This window comes from Streptomyces sp. NPDC058685, assembly GCF_042714725.1.
Taxonomy (GTDB): Bacteria; Actinomycetota; Actinomycetes; order Streptomycetales; family Streptomycetaceae; genus Streptomyces.
The window spans coordinates 266,856-291,803 of record NZ_JBHXSL010000002.1 but is presented as its reverse complement, the minus strand read 5'-3'; the positions used below and the strand labels follow the sequence as shown (position 1 = coordinate 291,803).

The 24,948-nt window shown below is 72.3% G+C and carries 14 protein-coding genes; 11 read left to right on the top strand and 3 right to left on the bottom strand.

Annotated features, from left to right (window positions below; translation table 11 throughout):
* The first annotated feature begins 202 nt into the window (after nt 1-202).
* From pelF to moeZ, 5 genes are all read left to right on the top strand, one after another.
* Nucleotides 203-1,972: a GT4 family glycosyltransferase PelF gene (pelF, locus tag ACFWU3_RS03005; protein ID WP_384430181.1), complete on the top strand. Its 1,770-nt coding sequence runs from the start codon at nt 203-205 to the stop codon at nt 1,970-1,972.
* Nucleotides 1,969-3,210, top strand: a complete 1,242-nt coding sequence (locus ACFWU3_RS03000) for a hypothetical protein (protein ID WP_384430178.1) — start codon at nt 1,969-1,971, stop codon at nt 3,208-3,210. The genes pelF and ACFWU3_RS03000 overlap by 4 nt, the downstream gene beginning before the upstream one ends.
* A gap of 135 nt (nt 3,211-3,345) precedes the next feature.
* Nucleotides 3,346-4,302: an NAD-dependent epimerase/dehydratase family protein gene (locus tag ACFWU3_RS02995; RefSeq protein ID WP_384430175.1), complete on the top strand. Its 957-nt coding sequence runs from the start codon at nt 3,346-3,348 to the stop codon at nt 4,300-4,302.
* Nucleotides 4,290-5,072 (top strand): spherulation-specific family 4 protein, encoded by a 783-nt coding sequence (locus ACFWU3_RS02990; RefSeq protein WP_384430172.1) that lies wholly within the window; start codon nt 4,290-4,292, stop codon nt 5,070-5,072. Before ACFWU3_RS02995 ends, ACFWU3_RS02990 begins: the two co-directional genes overlap by 13 nt.
* Nucleotides 5,073-5,136: 64 nt before the next feature.
* Entirely contained in the window at nt 5,137-6,315 is a 1,179-nt protein-coding gene (gene moeZ, locus ACFWU3_RS02985) for an adenylyltransferase/sulfurtransferase MoeZ (RefSeq protein WP_313944253.1), read from the top strand.
* 79 nt (nt 6,316-6,394) lie between these two features.
* On the opposite strand, the gene ACFWU3_RS02980 is transcribed toward moeZ, so the two are convergent.
* From ACFWU3_RS02980 to ACFWU3_RS02970, 3 genes are all read right to left on the bottom strand, one after another.
* Nucleotides 6,395-7,981 (bottom strand): alpha/beta hydrolase, encoded by a 1,587-nt coding sequence (locus ACFWU3_RS02980; RefSeq protein WP_384430169.1) that lies wholly within the window; start codon nt 7,979-7,981, stop codon nt 6,395-6,397.
* A gap of 106 nt (nt 7,982-8,087) precedes the next feature.
* Nucleotides 8,088-9,656: an alpha/beta hydrolase gene (locus tag ACFWU3_RS02975; RefSeq protein WP_384430166.1), complete on the bottom strand. Its 1,569-nt coding sequence runs from the start codon at nt 9,654-9,656 to the stop codon at nt 8,088-8,090.
* A gap of 926 nt (nt 9,657-10,582) precedes the next feature.
* Complete coding sequence (locus tag ACFWU3_RS02970; RefSeq protein WP_384430164.1) at nt 10,583-13,552, bottom strand: lysylphosphatidylglycerol synthase domain-containing protein; 2,970 nt, start codon at nt 13,550-13,552, stop codon at nt 10,583-10,585.
* 215 nt (nt 13,553-13,767) lie between these two features.
* Here ACFWU3_RS02970 and ACFWU3_RS02965 point away from each other — a divergent pair, with 215 nt between their 5' ends.
* From ACFWU3_RS02965 to nudC, 6 genes are all read left to right on the top strand, one after another.
* Nucleotides 13,768-14,121 carry an MGMT family protein gene (locus ACFWU3_RS02965; protein ID WP_384430160.1) on the top strand — a complete coding sequence of 118 codons (354 nt, stop codon included), beginning with the start codon at nt 13,768-13,770 and terminating at the stop codon, nt 14,119-14,121.
* 203 nt (nt 14,122-14,324) lie between these two features.
* Complete coding sequence (locus tag ACFWU3_RS02960) at nt 14,325-17,786, top strand: ATP-dependent helicase (RefSeq protein WP_384430157.1); 3,462 nt, start codon at nt 14,325-14,327, stop codon at nt 17,784-17,786.
* A gap of 102 nt (nt 17,787-17,888) precedes the next feature.
* Nucleotides 17,889-18,719, top strand: a complete 831-nt coding sequence (locus ACFWU3_RS02955) for a hypothetical protein (protein ID WP_384430154.1) — start codon at nt 17,889-17,891, stop codon at nt 18,717-18,719.
* 200 nt (nt 18,720-18,919) lie between these two features.
* Nucleotides 18,920-22,465, top strand: coding sequence for a UvrD-helicase domain-containing protein (locus ACFWU3_RS02950; RefSeq protein WP_384430151.1), 3,546 nt, complete (start codon nt 18,920-18,922; stop codon nt 22,463-22,465).
* 10 nt (nt 22,466-22,475) lie between these two features.
* Entirely contained in the window at nt 22,476-23,873 is a 1,398-nt protein-coding gene (locus ACFWU3_RS02945) for a dipeptidase (protein WP_384430148.1), read from the top strand.
* A 36-nt stretch (nt 23,874-23,909) separates the two neighbouring features.
* Nucleotides 23,910-24,860 (top strand): NAD(+) diphosphatase, encoded by a 951-nt coding sequence (nudC, locus tag ACFWU3_RS02940; RefSeq protein WP_384430144.1) that lies wholly within the window; start codon nt 23,910-23,912, stop codon nt 24,858-24,860.
* Nucleotides 24,861-24,948: the final 88 nt, after the last annotated feature.

The following is a 24,948-nucleotide window of genomic DNA, read 5'->3' as shown; positions in this document are numbered from 1 at the left end:
CGCGTTCTTCCTCGTGCGTGCGGTCTGTGCTGTGCTCGGGCTCGTCCTGTGGCGTTGTTCTTATATATCCGGCCTCACGAGTACCGACCCCCGCCCACCCCCCCCCCGCCCGCCCCGCCACCCGCATACCGGCTTACCGTCGTCCCGCTGTGAGTCGCCGTACCAACGGCGGCCGCCCACAAGGGAGATCGGGGGTGCGTTCGTGCGGATCGGACTGCTTACGGACGGTGGTTATCCGTATGCGACGGGTGAGTCCAGGCTGTGGTGCGACCGGCTCGTGCGCGGGCTCGCACAGCACGACTTCGACGTCTACGCCCTCAGCCGCAGTGCCCAGCAGGTGGAACAGGGCTGGATCCAGCTCCCGCCCCAGGTGCAGCGAGTCCGCACCGCCCCGCTGTGGGCCCCCGAGGACGACGGGCACACCTACGGACGCCGTGACCGGCGGCGCTTCCTCGGCCACTTCAAGGAGCTCGCCGCCGCCGTCTGCGCGGACGGCGACGACCACCGCGAGGCCTTCGCCGAGGGGCTGTACGGACTGGCCGACCTCGCCCGCGAGCGCGGCGGACTCTACGCGGCCCTCCGCTCCGAGTTCGCCGTCCGTGTCCTCGAATCCGCCTGCCGCGCGCCCGGCGCACGCCGCACCGTGCACGCCGCCACCGTGCCCGACTACCTCATGTTCGCCGACGAGCTGGAGCGCACGCTGCGCCCGCTCTCCCTCGACTGGTACGGCGACGACGGCCTCGGCACCGCCGACCTCTGCCATGCCGCGTCCGGCGGATCCGCGGCCCTGCCCGGCCTGTTGGCCAAACGCTTCTTCGGGGTTCCGCTGCTGGTCACCGAGTACGGCGTCCACCTGCGCGCGCACTATCTGTCCGCCGACGGCGCCGAACTGAGCGCCCCCGTACGCGCCCTGCTGGCCGCATTCCAGCGACGGCTCGCCGCCGAGGTCTACGCCCAGGCCTCCGTGATCACCCCCGGCAACGCCCACGCCCGGCGCTGGCAGGAGAAGTGCGGCGCCGACCGGGCCAAACTGCGCACCGTCCACCCCGGAATGGAGGCGGACCGGTTCGCCGCCGTGGGAGAGGGAGCCGACAGCGGCGACCCGCACACCCTGGTGTGGATCGGCCGCATCGAGCCCGCCAAGGACCTCATCGCGCTGCTGCATGCCTTCGCCGAGGTGCGCAAGGCGGAACCGCAGGCGCGGCTGCGGCTGTTCGGGGCGCCGGTGCACGGAGCCGAGGCCGCCACCTATCTCGCCCACTGCAAGGCCCTGGCCGCTCAGCTGTTCCCCGACGAGGCGGCCGACGCGCACGCCGTCGGCGACAACCCCGTCTCCTTCGAGGAGATCGGCGGACCCGAGGCCCCGGAACTCGCCGACGCCTACGCGACCGGCGGCGTGGTCGTGCTCTCCAGCGTCGTCGAGGGCTTTCCGATCAGCCTGGTCGAGGCGATGTTCTGCGGGCGCGCGACCGTCTCCACCGACGTCGGCGCGGTCGTCGAAGTCATCGGCGGCACCGGCCTGGTGGTGCCGCCGCGCAACCCGAGGGCGCTCGCGGACGCCTGCATCGCGCTCCTGCGCGACCCGGAGCGCAGGGAGCGGCTGGGCGCCGCGGCGCGCGCCCGGGCGCTGGAGCTCTTCACCATCGAACAGAACCTCGCGGCATTTCGCGGCATTTACCTGGAGCTGATCTCCCACTCACCGGTCCGGCGCGAGGCCGTCGACGAGGACGGCGCACCCGTCCCCTTCGGTCACCCCGCCGAGGCACACATGCAGGGCCGATGGACGGACCGGGCGGCCGGCCCCGAATCCGGCCGCGAATCCGGCACCGCGTCCGGCCCCGCACCGGACGACCGCACCGCCCCCGGCGCCGTGCACCACACGGCGCCCAGGTGGGCCGACGGCCCGAGGGCCGGTCAGGCCGCCCCGGCGACGGCCGACATCCCCACCCCCGCGAAGGAGGCACGCGCATGACCGCCCCCCGCGTCACCGACAGCGCGCACGCCGAAGACCCCTCCCCATTGGACGGACTCGCCTTCGACGACCCCCGCGCACCCGCCGACGCCGACGGCTGGGACACCACGTCCGACGCCCTCCTCGGCCGGTCCGCGGTCTGGGAGGACGAGCCGGCGAAGACGGCTCCCCGCATCCCGGCCACCCCGCGCCGGGGACCCGCGGATCCGGTGAAAGCCCTGATGCATCGGCACCGGGAACTCTGCCAGCGGGCCGTCGACCCGCTGGAGATCGCCGCCGGTCTCGAGGCGCACGGCGTCACCGACCGCACGGCCGCCCGATTCCGGCACCGTGACGTCTTCTCGCTCGCCGAGGAGCTGTACGCACGGGTCCCCAGGGGCGAATCGCAGACACCGGCCCGTCCCGGACGCGGCCTGCCCCGTCCGGCCGCGGCGGGCTTCCCCCTCGTTCTGCTCACCCTGCTGCCGGGCGCCCTGTGCGCGCTGGCCGTCGCCGGTCTGCACCCCCTGGAAGGCACTCCGCGGACCGCGGCCACCGTCACCGGCGCGGTCGCCGTCACCGTCGCCCTCTCCCTCTGTCTGCGGCGCGGCCCGCTGCGCGCCCAGCGGCGCACGGTCCCGGCCCTGCGCCTGTGGACCCTCTGGCTGCTGGCCTACGCCGCATACGGCACGGACCTCCCGACGCGGATCATGGGCGGTGGCGAGACAACGCCCGCCCTGAGCGCGGGCCCGCTCGTCGGCCTCGCCCTCGCCGTCGCCCCTGCGGCCTGGTGCGCCCACCTCTTCTCCGTCCAGGCCCGGCGCCGGCTCGACGGCAGCCGGGGCCTGGAGGAGTTCGCGTCCGGGGTGCGGCCCCTGCTGCTCGGCGTCGTCGCGCTGTACGTCGGCGTCCTGACCGCGCTGCTCGCCGTCACCCGCCTCGCTCTCCCGTACGACGATCTCGCCCCCGCGGTCGGACTCGGCGTCCTGCTGTTCCTGGCCCGGCTGCTCGTCGTCCACCACTTTCCCGCGGCGGCAGCCACCGGACTCGCGGCGGCCTGTGCCGTCGAGGCCGCCGCGATCCTGCTCCTGCTCGCCGGGCGGCTGCCCGGCGGCGGCTTCCTGGCGACCCCGGTCGAGGCGGCCGTGACCGCCTGGGGTGCTTCCGCCGTACCGGCCGCCGCCTGCGCGGCGGCCGCGGCCGGACTGCTGGCCCACGCCACCGCGGCCCTGTCCCGGGCATCCGCCCACACCGAATGACAGCCCTTCCGACCTCCCGCGGCGCCGACACCACGGGCGTACCCAGCACCCTCACCGACAGCAACACCTCGAAGGAGAACGCGACATGACCCCCCAACCCCCGGTCCCGGCCCGTCGGCACAGAAAGGTCGCGCGATGAGGGTGCTGCTGCTCGGAGCCAACGGATTCCTCGGCCGCTTCGTCGCCGACCGGCTGCTCGCCGACCCCGCCGTCCACCTCACCGCGCTCGGCCGCGGAGACGACGCCGATGTGCGCTTCGACCTCGCCGGAGGCAGCCCGGGCGCCCTGACCCGCTTCCTGGGCGCGGTCCACCCCGGCGTCGTCATCAACTGCGCCGGTGCCACCCGCGGCGGTGCCCGCGATCTGACCCGGCACAACACCGTCGCCGTGGCCACCGTCTGCGAGGCCCTGCGCCGCAGCGGCTGCGGGGCGCGGCTCGTCCAGCTCGGCTGCGCCTCCGAGTACGGGCCCTCGCAGCAGGGGTCCTCGACCGCCGAGGACGCGATCCCGCGGCCCGGCGGCCCCTACGGCGTGAGCAAGCTCGCCGCCACCGAACTGGTCCTGGGCGCCGGTCTGGACGCCGTCGTGCTGCGCGTCTTCTCACCCGTCGGGCCCGGCACCCCGGCGGGTTCCCCGCTCGGCCGCCTCGCCGAGGCGATGCGCCGTGCCATGCAGTCCGGCGACGGGGAGCTGAAGCTCAGCGGCCTCGGCGTGCAGCGCGACTTCGTCGACGTACGGGACGTGGCGCGGGCCGTGCACGCGGCGTCGTTGTCGGCCGCGCAGGGCATCGTCAACATCGGCACCGGCCGCTCCGTCCGGCTGCGGGACGCGGCCGCCGTGCTGGCCAGGGTCGCGGGATACAGCGGTGCGCTGCACGAGCTCGACGCCCCCACCGGCCGGCCGGGCATCGGGGCGCCGCGCTCCGAGGCGATGATGGACCACCTCTCCGCCCCCGTGCCGTACCCGGACGGCTGCGGCAGCTGGCAGCAGGCGGACGTCCGCACGGCCCGCGACCGGCTCGGCTGGCGCCCCCGCATCAACCTCGAGGAGTCGCTCGCCGACATCTGGATGGAGGCGGCGTGTCGCATCTGACGACCACCGGCTCCCAGCTCTCCGCCACCGGCGCGGAGAGACTCGGCGTCGGTGTCCCCGGCTACGCACACCCTCTGCTCGCTCCCGCCGAATGGGCGGAACTGACCCGGCCCGGCGCCCCCTTGCACTGGGTCGTGCTCAATGTCGCCAACGGGCCGGGCACCCGGCCCGACCCGCACTGCCTCGCAGCCGCGGGCCGGCTGAACAACGCCGGCGTGCGCGTCCTCGGCCATCTCGACATGGCTCACGGCTCACGCCCCTTCGGCGACCTGGTCGCGGACGCGCACCACTACCTCGAGTGGTACCGCGTCGGCGGCTTCATCCTGGACCGCTGCCCGACGGACCGCGCCGACCTGCTCCAGGTCAGGCGGACGACCGCGACGCTGGAGGCCGTGCTCGACGGCGGACACCTGGTCCTCGGGCACGGCGCGCACCCGCACCCGGGGTACGCACAGGCGGCCGATCAGCTGGTCACCTTCAGCGGGCCGTGGACGGACTACCGCTGGTCACAGGTGGCGGAGTGGACGGCGGACCACCCGCCGGAGCGCTTCGTCCACTTCGTCCACGGTGTGCCGCGCACCCATCTGGAGGAGGCCACCCGCATCGCCCGCTGGCAGGGCGCGGGGACGATCTTCTTCACCGACCGGACGGATCGCGTGTCCGACGGTACGCGTCGCGGCGAACGCAAGGGACAGATCGGTCCATTCGAGACACTGCCCGGCTACTGGGACGAAATCGTCTCGCAGATCGGACGTGGTGTCTCGGAATGAGAAGGCGCGTGGCAGTGTTACGGGGAGAACAACCGTACTGACTCAACGACGCAACGGAGTCCCCGTGTCGCTGCCACCCCTGGTCGAGCCAGCTGCTGAGCTCACCGTCGACGAGGTCCGCAGGTACTCCCGCCACCTGATCATCCCGGATGTCGGGATGGACGGGCAGAAGCGGCTGAAGAACGCCAAGGTGCTGTGTGTCGGCGCCGGCGGCCTGGGCTCGCCGGCCCTGATGTACCTGGCCGCGGCCGGTGTCGGCACGCTCGGCATCGTGGAGTTCGACGAGGTCGACGAGTCGAACCTGCAGCGTCAGATCATTCACAGCCAGGCGGACATCGGCCGCTCCAAGGCCGTGTCCGCGAAGGACACCGTCCTCGGCATCAACCCGTACGTGAACGTGATCCTCCACGAAGAGCGGCTCGAGGCCGAGAACGTGATGGACATCTTCAGCCAGTACGACCTGATCGTCGACGGCACCGACAACTTCGCGACCCGCTACCTGGTCAACGACGCGTGCGTCCTGCTGAACAAGCCGTACGTCTGGGGCTCCATCTACCGCTTCGACGGTCAGGCCTCCGTCTTCTGGTCCGAGCACGGCCCCTGCTACCGCTGCCTCTACCCGGAGCCCCCGCCGCCGGGCATGGTCCCGAGCTGCGCCGAGGGCGGTGTGCTGGGCGTTCTGTGCGCGTCCATCGGGTCCATCCAGGTCAATGAGGCGATCAAGCTCCTCGCCGGCATCGGTGAGCCGCTCGTCGGCCGGCTGATGATCTACGACGCCCTGGAGATGCAGTACCGCCAGGTCAAGGTCCGCAAGGACCCGGACTGCGCGGTCTGCGGCGAGAACCCCACCGTCACCGAGCTCATCGACTACGAGGCCTTCTGCGGTGTCGTGTCCGAGGAGGCACAGGAGGCGGCGGCCGGTTCGACGATCACTCCCAAGCAGCTCAAGGAGTGGATCGACGACGGCGAGAGCATCGAGATCATCGACGTCCGTGAGGTCAACGAGTACGAGATCGTCTCGATCCCGGGCGCGAAGCTGATCCCGAAGAACGAGTTCCTCATGGGTACCGCGCTGGAGAGCCTGCCGCAGGACAAGAAGATCGTCCTGCATTGCAAGACGGGTGTCCGCAGTGCGGAAGTCCTTGCCGTCCTCAAGTCCGCGGGCTTCGCGGACGCGGTGCACGTGGGCGGCGGCGTGATCGGCTGGGTCAACCAGATCGAGCCGGACAAGCCCGTCTACTGACAGTGCTTCGCAGGGCCCCGGACCGGCATCGGTCCGGGGCTTTGTCGTGTCCCTCCGAGGGGCGGCCGGGGGCCCGGGCTCAGGAGCAGGTCTTGCCGTCCGCCGGCACCGTGCCCTCCAGCAGATAGGCATCGATCGTGTCCGTCACACACGCCCCGTTGCCGTACGCGCCGTGCCCCTCGCCCTTGTTGGTGAGCAGCACACCGACGCCCGAACCGAGCTCGTCCGCCATCCGCCGCGCCCCCTCATAGGGAGTCGCCGGGTCGCCCGTGGTGCCGACGACGAGGATCGGGGCCGCTCCCTTCGCCGCGACCTCCGGCGTCGCCGACTCGCCCGCCACCGGCCAGTCCGCGCACCAGCCCGCCAGATCCCACGCCAGATACGGTCCGAACACCGGTGACACGGCGGTGAATTCGGCGAGATGACGGGACCGGACCTCGGCAGCGGTCGCCCGGCCCGTGGTGTCGGCGCACGATATGGCGCGCTGCGCATGGTCCTGCGCGGTGTACGAACCGTCCGCGTCCCGGCCGTTGTACGACTCGGCCAGCGCCAGCAGCCGGGTGCCGTCACCGCTCTCCGCCTCGTTCAACGCCTGCGTCAGCGACGGCCACTGCTCCTCGGAGTACAGCGGCAGGATGATGCCGGTGAGCGCGAGACCTTCGGTGAGGGTGCGGCCCTTGTCGGTGGGCAGCGGCTCGCGGTCCAGCTCGGCCAGCAGTCGCACCACTCGTGCGGTGCCGTCCTTCGTGTCTGTGCCGCGGCTGGTGAAGTAGTTGTCCAGGGCGCGCTGGAAGCCGAGCGTCTGGTTGCGCGCATGGCCCACATAGTCGGCGGCGGGGTCGACGACGGCGTCGAGGACGAGCCGTCCGACCCGGGAAGGGAACAAGTGGGCGTAGACGCCGCCGAGTTCGGTGCCGTACGAGAATCCGAGGTAGTGCAGCTTGTCGTCGCCCAGAACCTGGCGGATCAGGTCCATGTCCCGCGCGGCGTTGGTCGTGCCGACATGCGGCAGCACAGTGCCCGACCTCTTCGCACAGCCTGCGCCGAAGGCGGTCGAGTCCGCGATGAACGCCGTCTCCTCGGCGGCGGTGTCCGGGGTGGAGTCCATCCGGAACGCGGCCTCCGCCTGCTTGCTGTCCCGGCAGATCACGGCGGAGCTCTCCGCGACCCCGCGCGGATCGAATCCCACCAGGTCGTAGCGCTCGTGCAGGGTCCCGAAACCTGCCGCCGCCTTCGGCAGCGCGGCGACGCCCGAGCCGCCGGGGCCGCCGAAGTTGAACAGCAGCGAGCCGATCCGTCGAGAGGAGTTCTTCGCCTCGGAGCGGATCACGGCGATGCCGATGGTGGCCCCCGCCGGCTTCCGGTAGTCGAGCGGCGCCTTGAAAGTGGCGCACTTCCACTCGCCGCCCGGAGCCTGCGCCGCGCTGCCGTCCGCCTGCGTCGGGGCCTTGCATCTCTTCCAGTCCGGCTGCTGACCGGTGAGCGAGGCGGGCATGCCGGCTCTCCCCGGGTCCGAGGCGGCCGGTGCGTCCGCGGAAGGCCGCGCCCCGTTCCTGCCGTCCGCCTTCCCGTCCCCCTCGTCCGAACCGCTGCCGCAGCCCGCACCCGTCACCGCCAGCAGCAGCGCCGCGGCGACCAGGGCCCCCACCCGTACCCGCTCGATCATGCGTGCCCCCCAGGCTCCGACGACGGTTTTCGTCATCCTAGGCGGCGGCCCGCCGACCCACGCGGGCCTGTGGACAACCCCGGAGCCCGCCGGTTCGGGGGCGGTCCTAGCTGCACACCGTCCCGGAAGCGGGCGCCTTCCCCTGGAGGAGATAGGCGTCCACGGCCTTCTTCACACACGCGCTGTTGCTGTTGTACGCGCCGTGCCCCTCGCCCCGGTACGTCAGCTCGATGCCCACGCCCTTGCCCAGCGCGTTCACCATCGCCCGCGCACCCTCGTACGGGGTCGCCGGGTCGCCGGTGTTGCCGATGACGACGATCGGCGCCGATCCGGGTGCGGATACGTCCGGGTGGGTCCACTGGCCGGGCACCGGCCACTCGGTGCAGGCCATCATTCCCCAGCCCAGATAGTCACCGAACACGGCGGACGCCGTGCGGAACTCCGGCAGTGCGGCCTTCGTCTGGTCCAGCGAGTAACGCTCCTTGGAGTCCACGCAGTTGATGGCCGCGTTGGCCGCCTGGATGTTGCTGTAGTGGCCGTCGTCGCTGCGGCCGTTCATGGCGTCCGACAGTGCGAGCAGCAGCGCGCCGTCACCACCGTCGGCCTCGTCGAGCCCTTGTTCCAGCAGCTCCCAGTACTCCTTGGAGTACAGCGCCTGCGCGATGCCGTTCGTGGCCTGCGACTGCGTCAGCATCCGGTCCCCGCTGCCGGGAATCGGCTTCTTGTCGAGCCGCTGCTGCAATTGAATGATCCCGTCCTCGACCTCTTTCACGGTCGAGCCGGGCAGCAGGCACTCGTCGCCGCGGTCCACACAGTTCTTGGCGAAGTTGTCGAGCGCGAGCTGGAAGCCCTTCGCCTGGCCGAGCGAGCTCTGCTGCGAGTCCTTGGTCGGGTCGACCACGGCGTCGAAGACCGCCCGCCCGACGTTCTTGGGGAACAGGTGCGCGTACACGCCGCCGAGTTCGGTGCCGTACGAGATCCCGAAGTAGTGCAGCTTGGCGTCGCCGAGCACCTGGCGCATCAGGTCCATGTCGCGCGCGGCGTTGACGGTGCCGACGTGGGGGAGCTCGTCGCCGGAGTTCTTCTCGCAGGCGCCCGCGAAGGATTTCAGGTTGTCGGTGAACGCCGTCACCTCGGCCGGGTCGTCGGGCGTCGAGTCCGAGGCGAAGTACGCGTCGAGCTGTTTGTCGTCCTCGCACTCCACGGGCACGCTGCGGCCGACGCCGCGCGGGTCGAAACTCACCAGGTCGTAGCGGGTGCGCAGACTTGCGTAGTCCGTGGACGCGGGCGGCAGGGTGGCGACCCCGGAACCGCCGGGTCCACCGAAGTTGAAGATCAGGGAGCCGATGCGGTTGTTCTGGTCGAGCGCGGTGGCACGGATCAGGGCGATCTCGATGGTCTCGCCGTCCGGCTGGGCGTAGTCGAGGGGCGCGTCCATGAAGGAGCATTCCCAGTTCGTGCCCCCGGGCAGCGGGGACGGCGCGGGTCCACCGCCCTCGGCCTCGGAGGGGGCCGGGCACTTCTGCCAGTCCAGCGTCTGGGAGGCAAGGTCCTTCGCCCCGGAGGAGCCGGTGTCCTTCTCCTTGTCACCGCCGTCGGAACAGCCGGCGGTGAACAGCACGGCGAGGGACGCTGCGAGGGCGGCGGCGCGCAGGCCGGAGGAAGAGGTCGGCATGCGGCCATGGTGCTCCGCAACCCCCCACGCCGCCCCTGCGCAGGCCCAAGCGGGTGATTTTTCCGGGGAGGACGTGATGTCGGCGATCGTGGCTCACTTTTCCCGGGCACGCCGCCTCACGACCCCTGCCGGTCGGGGCTGACGCGTGCGAAGGAGGCCAACTCCGGCCCATGCGCCGCCCCGCGACCCTCGCCGGTCGGGCTGACGCGTGTGAACGGGGCCCGTCTCGGCCCGCGCGCCGTCGGGGGCTGATGCTTGTGAACGGGGCCGATTCCAGCCCGTCCGGCGTTTGAGGACGTGGCCGCAGGCCGTGCGCGGCCCGCGACCGGCAGGGCATGTACGGACCTCTGCCCGTCGGGGCTGACGCGTGCGAAGGAGGCCAACTCCTGCCCATGCGCCGCCTTGCGACCCTCGCCGGTCGGGCTGACGCGTGTGAACGGGGCCCGTCTCGGCCCGCGCGCCGTCAGGGGGCTGATGCTTGTGAACGGGGCCGATTCCAGCCCGTCCGGCGTTTGAGGACGTGGCCGCAGGCCGTGCGCGGCCCGCGACCGGCAGGCGCATATGGACCTTTGCCGGTCGGGGCTGACGCGTGCGAAGGAGGCCAACTCCTGCCCATGCGCCGCCTCGCGACCTTCGCCGGTCGGGCTGACGCGTGTGAACGGGGCCCATCTCGGCCCGCGCGCCGTCAGGGGGCTGATGCCTGCGAACGGGGCCGATTCCAGCCCGTCCGGCGTTTGAGGACATGGCCGCAGGCCATGCACCGCCCGCGACCGGCAGGCGCATACGGACCCCGCCGCATATGGACCCCGCCGGTCGGGGCTGACGCGTGCGAACGAGCGCAACAGGCCCGCCCGGCCGTCCGCCAGGACGCAACCAGCCCGCCCCGCCGTCCGCCAGGACAGAACCGGCCGCCGGACGCCCCCGGCCTACAACGCTCCCTTGCGGGTCAGGTGGTTGAACGCGAACCACCCCGGCAACACCGGCAACCACAGCGTCAGCATCCGGTACAGCAGCACCGCCGGTGCCGCGACCTCCTTCGGGACGCCCGCCACGATCAGGCCGAAGGTGAGCGCGCCCTCGACCGCGCCGACACCGCCCGGCGTCGGCGCCGCCGACCCGAGCGCGTTGCCCGCGAGGAAGACGACCGCGATGCTCGCGTAGCTCAGCGGCTGCGCGCCGTTGCCGAAGGCCCGGATCGACGCGTCCAGGCACATCACGAACACACCGGTCAGCAGCAGCATCCCGCCGATGCCGGTGATCAGCTTCATCGGCCGCTGGAGTACGTCGAGCATGCGCGGCACCACGCCCGCGAACAGCGACCGCAGCCGCGTCGAGACGAACTTCCGCAGGAACGGGATCGCGGTCACCACCAGCACCAGCACGGCAACCGTCAGCAGGCCCGCGATCACCGTCCTGGACGGGCTGAGCGAGGCCGTCTTCTCCGTGCCGGTGAGGTAGCCGAAGGACAGCAGCAGCAGGATGTGGCACCCGAGCCCGAACAGCTGGGACGCGCCGACACTCGCCACCGCGAGCCCCGGCCGTACGCCCGAGCGCTGGAGGAAGCGGGTGTTGAGCGCGACACCGCCGACCGCCGCCGGTGCGACGATCTTGACGAACGAACCGGCGACCTGTGCGACTACGGTCCGCAGGAAAGGCACCCGCTCGGGCACGAAGCCGAGCAGACTCATCGCCGCCGCCACATAGCTGAGGGCGGAGAACGCGACCGCGGCGGCCACCCAGCCCCAGTGCGCCTGGTCGAAGACGGTGCCGAAGTCGATGCCCGCGAGCTGCGAGAGCAGGAAGTACGCGGCCACCGCGCCGGCGATCATGCTGACGAGGGTGCGCGGCCTGATGCGTTCGAGGCGTACCGGTTCGACCGGCGCCTGCGGCCTGATCAGGAGCACCTGGCGGCGGATCTGGGAGAGCAGGTCCTCCTCGCGCGCCTCGTCCATCGCTTCGTCCATGGCGCGCTTGTCGGCCTGCTTCTCGGCGCGCTCGGTCTTGCGGACCGCCTTGCGGTCGTCGGCCGCGGGTCCCTCGGCCGCTTCGGTACGGGCACGTTTGGCGGCCGCGGAGGCCTCCAGCACCGCGTCCCGCTCGCGCTGCGAGCGCTCCCGCGCGAGTCTGCGCAGCGTCGCCCGGGTCGAACGGCTCAGGGCGATCGGCTGGAGCAGCGGCAGACAGTCGGCGACCGTGTCGGGTCCGAGGATCTCGACGGCGGTGGCGACAGCCCGCTCCGCACCCACCCGCAGTCCGATCGTGGTCAGGAGCTGCGCGATGTCCATGCGCAGCACCACGTCCCCCGCCGCGATCTCGCCGCCGCGCAGATCGGTGATGATCACCTTGCCGGAACGATCCACCAGAATCGCGTCGCCGGTCAGCCTGCGGTGCGCGATACGGCGCGACATGAGCGCCTTCACCTGCCGCCAGGCACCGCGCGCCACGTCGTCGGTGATCTCCTCGTCGGCCATGGCGTCCAGCGAGCGGCCGCCCAGGTGCTCGTACACGAGCATCACGGCGTCGGGGCCGAGCTCGGAGGTGGCGATCAGCTTGGGGGCGTTGGCTCCGGCGGCGATCGCGGCGTAGGCGAGCAGCGCCTCCTGCTCCAGCGCCTGGCGCAGCGACGGGTTCGAGCGGCGGGTGGTGATGGAGCGCAGTGTCAGCCGGCGCCACACCCGGTAGAAGAAGCCCTGAGCCTGCTGCTCGCGGTCGACGACGGTGACATCGAGCGGCGCGCCCTCCTCCAGGGTCACCAGATACCGGCGGCCGCGGTCGCCCTGTTCGGCGGGGCTGCCGCCGATGGGACGCAGGGGGGAGGAGTCGGGTACGTCCTCGGCCCGCATCGCGTTGACCGGGCGGAAACCGACATGGCGAAGACCGGCCATCAAGGTCTGGCCGGTCGGGCGGACGTTCGGTGAGCCGACCGCGTAGAGCGTTCCGTACGCGACGGTCCAGCCGAGCAGGACGGTCAGGATGATCGAGAACGGGGTGGTGTACCCGGCGACCAGCATGGCGAAGGCGTCGAGCAGCAGCACCACCCACAGGACGACGCGCCATCTGGGTCTGCGGGACATGCCGACGGCGGTCATGTACGCGATGACGGGAGCGAGATACCCGTGCACCGGATCGGTGAGCCCGCCGTCCGTCTGTGTCTGGGTGAGGGCGTCCTGGAGCGTGCCCGGCGCGCCCCTGGCGACCCAGAGGTCGGTGGCGAGCGTGACGCCGTGCGCGAGGACGGCCGCGAGGACGCCGTCGGCGATCCGCAGCCCGTCCCGTTTGATCAGGCGCTCGATCGCGAAGGCGACCGGCACCAGCAGGACGGCGATGCTGGAGACGAGTCCGGCGATCTTGACCAGCAGGTCGGGCGCCTGGCCGGTGCCCTTGTTGATGTCCTGTTCGAGGCCGGACGTCGTGCCGTGGGCGAAGGCGGCGACGGCAAGCACCACGGCGATCAGGAGGATGCCGATGAGCAGGCGCATCAGGTCGGAGGGGCGGTGCACACGGGCGGCGAGGAGTGGCTCGTCGCCGGAGACCCGGTCGATGCTGGCGACATCGGTGACATCGCCGGCCGCGTCCGCCTTCGCCGGCGCGTTCTTCACGCCGTCCGTGATCTTCGCGCCGTCCGGCGTCTTCGAGGCGCCCGTGCTCTTCGAGGTGCCCTTCGTGCTCGCCGCGGACGGCTCTGGCGAGGGCTGGTCGGCCGCGGACGGCGCCGTCGGGGACGACTCGCGCGCGGGCTGGTCGGCCGTATGCCGGTCGGTCGAGGACGGCCCGGCGGCGGACTCGGTGGGGGCCTTGTCGCCGGCGGTCCGGCCGGAGTCCTGCGACGTGGGCGGAACAGGCGCGTCCGGGCGCGACCCGGCGTCAGGGGTGCTTGCTGCCTTGCCAGGCTGCACGCCCTGCTCCTCGGTCGTCTCGGTCTCTTCTTGATCTCGTATCACCAGTCACCGCCCGCACGATGGTGGCACGCCCCGCCGACAGAGGGGGGCATCAGGGTGTATTGCGGGGGCGGGAGGTGCGTGAGATACGTCCCTTTGCCGCCTGAAACCCGCTCTGCACCCCATGCGCCCCCGGACCGCAGCGTCCTGCGTTGTCGGTGGGGTGCGGCAGGATGGACCGGATGGAAGAGCTGCCGGAATACGCGGAGCGGGTCCTGGAGGTCGCCGAGCTGATCCCGCCGGGCCGGGTCATGACGTACGGCGATGTCGCCGAGTGGCTCGGCGAGGGGGGCCCGCGCCAGGTCGGCCGGGTCATGGCGCTGTACGGCGGATCCGTGCCCTGGTGGCGTGTGGTCCGCGCCGACGGCATGCTGCTGCCCGGCCACGAGCTGCGCGCTCTCGCGCAGTACCGGACCGAGGGCACGCCGCTCCGGGAAGCCCCACGCAGCGCCGAGGGGCATGTGCCGCGCCTCGACATGAGGCGCGCGCGCTGGGACGGCGGCGATGGCGACGGCGCTCACATATGACAGCTTCCGCCATCCGGCGTCCGGACGTGCGGTCCAAGGACTGTCCGGAGTACGCCGTGCACGGGGAGTATGCGCCGATTCCGGCGTTCTTCCGGTACCCGGCGGACTCGCTGCGTCGCCGCCGCGCGCTGGCGTAGCGTCTCCAGGGCGCGGCACGAACCGCTCCATCAGCACCAGCACACCCACCAGGACCGGCGATCCACGTGAGCTCCTCCTCCACCACCGGGCGTACGCCGTACCCGCAACAGGTACGGCAGGGGGTCCCCCCACGCCCGCAGGGGCTCAGGGGAAGGACCCCGGGCGCCTACCGGCTGGTGCGTACCCCGCCGGGCGCCGCGGATCCCCCTCTCCTGGACGCAACCCAGCGGGCTGTGGTTGACCACGATCACGGTCCGCTGCTCGTTCTCGCTGGTCCGGGGACCGGGAAGACCACGACCCTGGTCGAGGCGGTCGCCGCGCGGGTGGCCAAGGGAGCCGATCCGGAACGCATCCTGGTGCTCACCTTCAGCCGCAGGGCCGCGGTCGAACTGCGGGACAGGATGGCGGTGCGGCTCGGCGGCGCACAGGGTCCGCAGGCCACGACGTTCCACTCCTTCTGCTACGCCCTGGTCCGCGCGCACCAGGACGCCGACCTGTTCTCCGAGCCGCTGCGCCTGCTGTCGGGTCCCGAGCAGGACGTCGCCGTGCGTGAGCTGCTGGCGGGCCAGATCGACCTGGAGGGGGAAGGCCTGGCACGCCAGCAGTGGCCGGACGACCTGCGGGCCTGCCTGACGACGCGAGGCTTCGCCGACGAGGTGCGCGCGGTGCTGGCCCGCAGCCGCGAACTGGGCCTCGGACCGGACTCCCTGGCCCGATTCGCCGCGCGCACCGGACGGCCCGACTGGCGGGCGGCGGCGTCCTTCCTCGCCGAGTACCTCGACGTCCTCGACATGCAGGGCGTCCTCGACTACGCGGAACTGGTGCACCGGGCGGTGCTGCTCGCGGAACGCACCGCGTCGCCGTACGACTTCCCGTACGACGCCGTGTTCGTCGACGAGTACCAGGACACCGACCCGTCCCAGGTGCGGCTGTTGCAGGCGCTGGCGGGCGGTGGCCGGACGCTGGTCGCGTTCGGCGACCCGGACCAGTCGATCTACGCGTTCCGCGGCGCGGACGTGAACGGCATCCTCGACTTCCCGGACGCGTTCCGGCACGCGGACGGCAGCCCCCCGGGCGTCGCGGTCCTCAGGACGTCCCGCCGCAGCGGTGCGCTGCTGCTGGAGGCGACCCGGCTGCTGACCCGCCGGATGCCGCTGACGCGACTGCCCTCCGACAAGGTGCGGGCGCACCGCGACCTGTCCGCGGTCCGCGAGGGCGGGACGGTGGAGACGTACACCTTCCCGACCGCGTCCACGGAAGTGGAGAACATCGCGGACATCCTCCGCCGGGCCCATCTGGAGGACGGCGTCCCCTGGTCCGACATGGCGGTGCTGGTCCGTGCCGGTGACCGCACGATCCCCTCGATCCGGCGGGCCCTGACGTCCGCGGGCGTACCCCTGGAAGTGGACGGCGCGGACGTTCCGCTGCGCCACGAGCCTGCGGTGTCGCCGCTGTTGACGGCGTTGAGGGCGGTGGCGACGGCGGCCGCCGCGCATCCGGCGGCGCGGCCCTCCGTCGACGCGGACGCCGAGCGGTCGGAGGCGTCGGAAGCAACCGCGAGCCCGGAAGCAGTCACGAACCCGGACGAGGCCTCGGAGGCTGCCGAGGCGCCGGCCGACCCGGACGACGCCCCCGAGAGCGCCGCCCCCGCCCCCTGGCTCGACACCGAGACCGCCCTCACCCTTCTCGCCTCGCCCCTCGGCGGCATGGACGCCGCCGACCTCCGACGGCTCGGGCGTGCCCTGCGGGACGAGGAGCGTGCCGCAGGGAACAAGCTTCCGCCTCCCTCCGACCTCCTCCTCGCCCGCGCACTCGCCGAGCCGGAACGCCTCGTCGCCCACGACCCCTCGTACGCCCGCGGCGCCCAACGTCTCGGCGGTCTCCTGCGCACCGCGCGTGAGCTGCTCGAAGGCGGCGGCACCGCCGAAGAGGCGCTCTGGGCGCTGTGGGACGGCACCCCCTGGCCGCAGCGTCTCGAACGCGCCGCCCTCCGCGGCGGTCCCGGCGGCCGCAACGCCGACCGTGACCTCGACGCCGTGTGCGCGCTCTTCGACACCGCGGCCCGCGCCGAGGAACGCACCGGCGGCCGCGGCGCCCTCAACTTCATCGAGGAGATCGAGGCCCAGGACATAGCAGCCGACACCCTCTCGAAGCGGGAAGTCCGGCCCGACGCCGTACGCCTGATGACCGCGCACCGCTCCAAGGGCCTCGAATGGAGCCTCGTCGTCGTGGCCGGTGTCCAGGAGGGCCTGTGGCCGGACCTCCGCCGCCGTGGTTCGCTCCTGGAGGCCGACCGCATCGGACGGGACGGCCTGGCCGAGCCGCTGACGCCGGGCGCCCTGCTCGCCGAGGAGCGCCGGCTCTTCTACGTCGCGGCCACCCGCGCCCGCGACCGGCTCGTCGTCACCGCGGTCAAGGCGCCCGCCGACGACGGCGACCAGCCCTCCCGGTTCCTGACCGAGTTCGGAGCCGAGCCGAAGGATGTCACCGGCCGCCCCCGTCGTCCCCTCGCCGTCTCCGCGCTCGTCGCCGAACTGCGTGCCACGACCGTCGACCCCGAGGCGTCCCCCGCGCTGCGGGACGCCGCCGCCCGACGGCTCGCGCGCCTGGCGGCACTCGCCGACGATGAGGGCCAGCCGCTCGTCCCCGCAGCGCACCCCTATCGCTGGTGGGGCCTGTACGAGCCCACCCACAGCCGCCTCCCCCTGCGCGACCGCAACGAGCCGGTCACGCTGTCCGGAAGTGCCCTGGACCAGCTCGCCAACACCTGTGCCCTCCAGTGGTTCCTGGGCCGTGAGGTGAAGGCGGACGCACCCGCCACCGCCGCCCAGGGGTTCGGCAACGTCGTCCACGTACTGGCCGACGAGGTGGCCTCCGGCCGTACTCCCGCCGACCTCGCCGTCCTGATGGAGCGGCTCGACTCGGTCTGGGACGCGCTCGTCTTCGACGCGCCCTGGAAGTCGCGGCAGGAGAAGCAGCACGCGCGCGTGGCCCTCGAACGGTTCCTGCGCTGGCATGTGATGGACCGCGGCGGCCGCGTTCCCACCGCGACGGAACACGACTTCGACGTGACGCTGGAGGCCGGTGAGTACGAGGTGCGCATCCGCGGCTCCATGGACCGCGTGGAGCAGGACGCCGAGGGGCGCGCGTACGTCGTCGACTTCAAGACCGGCAAGCAGACGCCCACCAAGGACGAGGTGGCCCACCACCCCCAACTCGCCGTGTATCAGCTCGCCGTGCGGGAGGGCGCGCTCGACGACGCCTTCGACGGCCGCCGTCCCGAGCCGGGCGGTGCCGAACTCGTTCAGCTGCGGCAGGCCGCCCCCAAGAAGGAGGGCGGCGAGGCCCTGCCCAGGATCCAGGCGCAGGAAGCGCTGACGGGGGAGTGGGTCGGGGACCTGCTCGCCACCGCTGCCGGCCGCGTCCTGGACGAACGCTTCACCCCGTCCGCCGGGCAGCACTGCACCCACTGCGCGTTCCGCGCCTCGTGCAGCGCCCAGCCGGAGGGCCGCCAGACAGTCGAATGACGGGGTGTTGTGGCCCACGCCACACCATCCGCGTGCATCCATTGGCTGTCGGCGTGTGTCGCCCAAGGGGCGAGACACCAACGGGGTTCAGAGGAGAAGCAGATGGCGGCACGACGTACGTTTCTGGTTTCGGCAGCGGTCTGCGCGACCGTGATCGCCGGACTGACGGGCTGCTCGAAGGACAGCGGCAGCACGTCCGACGGCAGCTCGGGCGCGAAGAAGGAAGCCGCCGCCACACCGAAGGCTCCTGCCGATCCCTTCGTCGGACTCACCGCCGACAAGATCAGCGACAAGGCGATCGCCGCGACGAAGGCCGCAGGCTCGGTGCGCATGGCCGGGCGGGTCACCAGCGACGGTGAGGAAGGGGACATCGACTTCACCGCCGACTCGCAGGGCTCCTGCAAGGGCACGATGGGCCCCGCCGGCAACTCTCTCGAACTCGTCCAGCTGGACGAGGTCCTGTACATGAAGGGCGACGAGAACTTCTACCGGGCGCAGTTGACCGGGAGCGAGATGCCGAAGTCCGAGGCCGACGCCGCGGTGGAGCTGATGAAGGGCCGCTGGCTGAAGATGCCCGCCGAGTCCGCCGGTGAGATGGGGGGTGCCTGCGACGTGAACACCATGATCAGCGACATGGACAGCGAGAAGTCGGACCGTCGGGGCATGACCAAGGGCCCCGACGCCGATGTGGACGGCCGGCCCGCGGTGACGCTCGTGAAGAAGAAGACGGGCGGCGAGACGCTCACGATGTACGTGGCCAAGGAGGGCAAGCCCTACCTGCTGAAGGTCGTGGTGGTCGGTGGTGACGAGCCCGGCACGATGACGTTCTCCGACTACGACAAGCCGGTGAAGGTCACGGCCCCGCCGGCAGACCAGGTCGTCGACCTGGACAAGCTGGGCGGAGCGGACGCGGGCGCCGGGCCGGACGCCTGAGACCAGGCGCCTGCGCCCGGCAGGTGGGTCCGAGGTCCGTAGCCCGGCACGTGGGTCCGAGGCCCGTAGCCCGGCACGTGGGTCCGAGGTCCGTAGCCCGGAGCGCGGAGCCCGAAGGCTGACGGCCCGAGCCGGACGCCTGAGCCCGCGGAGGCCGATGGGGACCACTGCTGTCAGTGGTCCCCATTAGCCTCTCTGGAGTGAACGCCCGCATCACCGATCCCGAGCAGCTCAACGAGCTCCTCGGCATCCCCTTCACCCCGGAGCAGACGGCCTGCATCACGGCACCGCCCGCCCCGCAGGTCATCGTGGCCGGAGCCGGGTCGGGGAAGACGACGGTGATGGCCGCCCGGGTGGTGTGGCTCGTCGGCACCGGCCGGGTCGCGCCCGAGCAGGTCCTCGGACTCACGTTCACGAACAAGGCGGCGGGAGAGCTCGCCGAGCGGGTCCGCACCGCTCTCGTACGCGCGGGGGTGACCGATCCCGACGTCATCGACCCGGACAACCCCCCGGGCGAGCCGCGCATCTCCACCTACCACGCCTTCGCCGGGCAGCTCCTGGCCGACCACGGGCTGCGGATAGGGCTGGAGCCGACCGCCCGGCTGCTCGCCGACGCCACCCGCTACCAACTCGCCGCACGCGTACTGCGCGAGGCGCCCGGTCCCTACCCCTCGCTGACCCGGTCCTTCCCCTCGCTGGTCAGCGATCTGCTTGCGCTCGACGCGGAGCTCGCGGAGCATCTGGTGCCCCCGGAGCAGCTCGGTTCGTACGACTCCGAGCTGCTGCGCACCCTCGACGGGGTCCGGCTGACCAACGCCGAGCTGCGCAAGGTTCCCGAGGCCGCGGCCGCGCGCCGTGAACTGCTCGACCTCACCATCCGGTACCGGGAGGCCAAGCGCTCCCGTGAGCTGCTCGACTTCGGCGACCAGATCGCCCTCTCGGCCGAGCTCGCGCTCACCCGGCCCGAGGTCGGTGCGATCCTGCGGGACGAGTTCCGTGTCGTTCTGCTCGACGAGTACCAGGACACCTCCGTCGCCCAACGGCTGCTGCTGTCCGGACTGTTCGGCCAGGGCACCGGTCACGCGGTGACCGCGGTCGGCGACCCCTGCCAGGCCATCTACGGCTGGCGCGGAGCCTCGGTGGCCAACCTCGACGACTTCCCCTCCCACTTCGCGCACGCCGACGCCCGTCCCGCCACGCGGTTCTCGCTCAGCGAGAACCGCCGCAGCGGCGGCCGGCTGCTGCATCTGGCCAACAATCTGGCGACGCCGCTGCGCGCCATGCACGAAGGCGTCGAGGCGCTGCGGGCCGCGTCCGGCGCCGAGCGCGACGGCATGGTGCGCTGCGCACTGCTGGCGACGCACGAGGAGGAGATCGCGTGGCTCGCCGACTCGATCGCCCACCTCGTGCGCACGGGCAAGGAGCCCGGTGAGATCGCGGTCCTGTGCCGGACGGCGGGCGACTTTCCCGAGATCCAGGCCGCCCTGGTCGCGCGCGACGTCCCCGTCGAGGTCGTCGGTCTGTCCGGGCTGCTGCATCTGCCCGAGGTGGCCGACCTGGTCGCGGTGTGCGAAGTCCTCCAGGACCCCGGGGCCAACGCCTCGCTGGTGCGACTGCTGACCGGCCCCCGCTGGCGGATCGGGCCGCGGGACCTGGCTCTGCTGGGCCGCCGGGCCCGGCTGCTCGTGCACCGTGCCCGCGCCGACGGGACGGACCCGGACGAGCGGCTGGCGGCGGCCGTCGAAGGCACGGACCCGGCCGAGGTCATCTCGCTCGCGGACGCCCTGGACACGTTCCTCGAATCGGCCGACGGCGACGACGAGCTGGCCTTCTCCGCCGAGGCACGGGTCCGCTTCGCCCGTCTCGCGTCCGAACTGCGTGATCTGCGGCGGTCGTTGGCCGATCCCCTGATGGACGTACTGCACCGCGTCCTCGGCACGACGGGCCTCGAGGTCGAACTCTCCGCGTCCCCGCACGCCCTGGCGGCCCGGCGGCGTGAGACGCTCTCCAACTTCCTCGACACAGCGGCCCGTTTCGCCGCGCTGGACGGAGAGGCCTCGCTGCTGGCCTTTCTCGCCTTCCTGCGCACGGCCGCGCAGTACGAGAAGGGCCTGGACAACGCCCTGCCGGGTGGCGAGAACACCGTCAAGGTCCTGACCGCGCACAAGTCCAAGGGGCTGGAGTGGGACGTCGTCGCGGTCCCCGGCCTGACCGCCAAGCACTTCCCGAACGACCAGGCGCGGGAGGCGTGGACCTCCCAGTCCAAGGTCCTGCCGCACGCCCTGCGGGGTGACGCGGGCACCCTTCCGGACGTCACGAGCTGGGACGCGGGAGGACTGAAGGCCTTCAAGGAGGCGATGAAGGACCATCAGCACACGGAGGAACTGCGCCTCGGATACGTCACCTTCACCCGCCCCCGCACGCTGCTGCTCGGCTCCGGGCACTGGTGGGGCCCGACGCAGAAGCGCCGGCGCGGCCCGTCCGCGTTCCTCCAGGCACTCCACGACCACTGCACCGAGGGCTTCGGCGAGATCGAGGCCTGGGCCGACGAGCCGCCGGAGGACGCGGAGAACCCCTGCCTGGACACGACCGGGCCCGAGCGGGCCTGGCCCCTTCCGCTGGACCCGACGTCCCTGGCCCGGCGACGGGCCGCGGCGGAGACGGTGCTGGCCCACCTCGACGCCGGCCCGGAGCCCGAGCCGGAGCCGGTCCCCGAGCCTCCTGACGACGAGGAGTGGGCCCTCTGGGACGACGAGGAGGCGCCGTTCGACGACCCGGAGGACGAGCCGCACGACCCCGCCGACCCGTACTCCGCCGACCCGGAGGGCCTTGATTCCGCCACCGCCCTCCCTGCCGCCGCGCATGAACCACCGGCACCGTCCGGCACATCCGCAGCCGTGTCCGGGACCCGCGGACCGGAGCTCTCACGGGCCGTTCCGCACCAGGCGGGCCCGCCGCCCGACCGGCACGACGACGCCCGTCACGCCCCCGAGAAGCCACGCACTCCCGAGGACGTACTCACCCCCGAGGACGCCCGCGCGATCGCGTCCTGGGACCGGGACCTCGACGCGCTCGCCGGGGAGCTCCGCCGCAGCCGCACCGGTGTGCGGGCCGTGCCCGTGCCGCCGTCCCTCACCGCATCCCAGCTCATGCGTCTCGCCGCCGACCCCGACGGCTTCGCCCAGGAGCTGGCCCGCCCCATGCCGCGTCCGCCCCAGCCCGCGGCCCGCAGGGGCACCCGGTTCCACGCCTGGGTGGAGTCCCGCTTCGAGGAGCTCCCGCTGCCGATGCTCGGCCCGGACGAGCTCACGGGCGACGACACCGAGACGCCGGAGATCGCGGACGAGCGCGACCTGGAAGCGCTCAAGGACGCCTTCGAGCGCACCCCGTACGCCCATCGCACGCCCTACCGGGTGGAGTCCCCGTTCCAGATCACCCTCGCCGGCCGCGTGATCCGGGGCCGTATCGACGCCGTCTACCGCCCCACGGAGACCGGCACGCCGCACGCGTACGAGATCGTCGACTGGAAGACCAGCCGCAGCGGCACAGCCGACCCACTCCAGCTGGCCGTCTACCGCCTGGCCTGGGCCGAGCAGCACGACCTGCCGCTGGAGGCCGTCGACGCCGCGTTCGTCTTCGTGCGCAGCGGCGAGGTCGTCCGGCCGCCGGACCTCCCGGACCGCGTGGCACTGGAAGGCATCCTGCTGGGCGAGACGGCGGAGGAACCGGCAGCCGAGGCCCGTTAGGCTCACCAGCATGAGCGACACCCCGGACAGCGTCGTCCGTACGTACATCCAGCAGCACCGCGCAGCCTTCCTCGACGACCTCGCGGAGTGGCTGCGCATCCCCTCCGTGTCGGCACAGCCCGACCGTGCCGCCGATGTACGACGCAGTGCCGACTGGCTCGCCGCCAAGCTCCTGGAGACCGGCTTCCCGGTCGCCGAGGTCTGGCGGACGGCCGGTGCTCCCGCGGTGTTCGCCGAGTGGCCCGCCGGCGACCCGGACGCCCCGACCGTCCTCGTCTACGGACACCACGACGTCCAGCCCGCCGCCCGCGAGGACGGCTGGCACTCCGATCCCTTCGAGCCCGTGACCGTCGACGGCAGGCTGTACGCACGTGGTGCGGCGGACGACAAGGGCCAGGTCTTCTTCCACACCCTGGGCGTCCGCGCCCACCTCGCCGCCACCGGGCGCACCGCGCCCGCCGTCAACCTCAAGCTGCTGATCGAGGGTGAGGAGGAGTCGGGCTCCCCGCACTTCCGCGAGCTGGTCGAGGCCGAGGCCGCCCGCCTCGCCGCCGATGTCGTGATCGTCTCGGACACCGGCATGTGGTCGGAGACCACCCCCACCGTCTGCACCGGCATGCGCGGCCTCGCGGACTGCGAGATCGAGCTGTACGGCCCCGACCAGGACATCCACTCCGGGTCGTTCGGCGGTGCGGTGCCCAACCCGGCGACGGTCGCGGCGCGGCTGGTGGCCGCTCTGCACGACGCCGACGAACGGGTCACCGTTCCCGGCTTCTACGACGACATCACGCCCCTGACCGACGCCGAGCGGGAACTCTTCGCCGAGCTGCCCTTCGACGAGGCGGCCTGGCTGAAGACGGCCAGGTCCCACGGCACGCTCGGGGAGGCCGGCTACTCCACCCTGGAACGCATCTGGGCCCGGCCGACCGCCGAGGTCAACGGCATCGGCGGCGGCTACCAGGGCCCCGGCGGCAAGACGATCATCCCGGCGTCGGCGCAGCTGAAGCTGACCTTCCGGCTGGTCGCGGGCCAGGATCCGGACAAGATCGAGGTGGCGGTGAGCCAGTGGCTGGCGTCCCTCGTCCCCACCGGTATCCGCTACGACCTCACCTTCGGGGCATCGACCCGCCCCTGCCTCACCCCGCTGGACCACCCCGCCCTCCAGTCCGTCGTACGGGCGATGGGCCGGGCCTTCGACGGGCAGAAGATCCTCTTCACCCGTGAAGGCGGCTCGGGACCGGCGGCCGACCTCCAGGACGTCCTGGCGGCGCCCGTGCTCTTCCTGGGCATCTCCGTACCCTCCGACGGCTGGCACGCGCCCGACGAGAAGGTCGAGATCGACCTGCTGCTCAAGGGTGTGGAGACCACCGCGCACCTGTGGGGCGACCTCGCCGCCGCCCTCCGCTAACTGACACCCAATCCACTCGGGGGAGTTGGAAGAACCGTGAGCACCAACACTTTCGCCGGCGCCGGGGACCTCCCGATCGGTCTCACCGCACCGAGCGGCATCGACCGCGAGGCGCACCACCGTCTCGACGAGGCATGGCTGGCTGCGGCCTGGAGCCACCCGTCGACGCGTGTCTTCGTGGTCTCCGGCGGCCAGGTCCTCATCGACGAACGCGCGGACGGCCGTACCGAACTGGTGATGACCCCGGCCTTCGAGGCCCCCGTCACCGAGACCCACCGCTACTTCCTCGGCACCGACGAGGACGGCGTGCGCTACTTCGCGCTCCAGAAGGACGCGTTGCCGGGCCGGATCGACCAGTCGGCCAGGCCCGCCGGACTGCGCGAGGCCGGTCTGCTGCTCTCCCCGCGCGACGCCGGTCTGATGGTCCACGCCGTCGCGCTGGAGAACTGGCAGCGGCTGCACCGCTTCTGCTCACGCTGCGGCGAACGCACGGTCATCGCGGCCGCGGGCCACATCCGCCGCTGCCCGGCCTGCGGCGCGGAGCACTACCCGCGTACGGATCCGGCCGTGATCATGCTGGTCACGGACGAGGAGGACCGCGCCCTGCTGGGCCGCCAGGTGCACTGGCCGGAAGGTCGCTTCTCCACACTCGCCGGGTTCGTGGAGCCGGGGGAGTCGATCGAGCAGTCGGTGCGCCGGGAAGTCTGGGAGGAGGCCGGCGTGACGGTCGGCGACGTCGAGTACATCGCCAGCCAGCCCTGGCCGTTCCCGTCGAGCCTGATGCTCGGCTTCATGGCCCGGGCGACCTCGTCCGAGATCAACGTCGACGGCGAGGAGATCCACGAGGCGCGCTGGTTCTCCCGCGAGGACCTGCGGGCCGCGTTCGAGTCCGGTGAGGTGCTGCCGCCGTACGGGATCTCCATCGCCGCCCGCCTGATCGAGCTCTGGTACGGCAAGCCGCTGCCGAAGCCGGGCAGCGCCAACTGAGGTGCCGCCGGGATCCCCGATCCCGGCGGCGCCCACCGTGGGCTGCGTTTCTCGCGTTTCTCGTGCTCTCGTGCTTCTCACGGTCCCG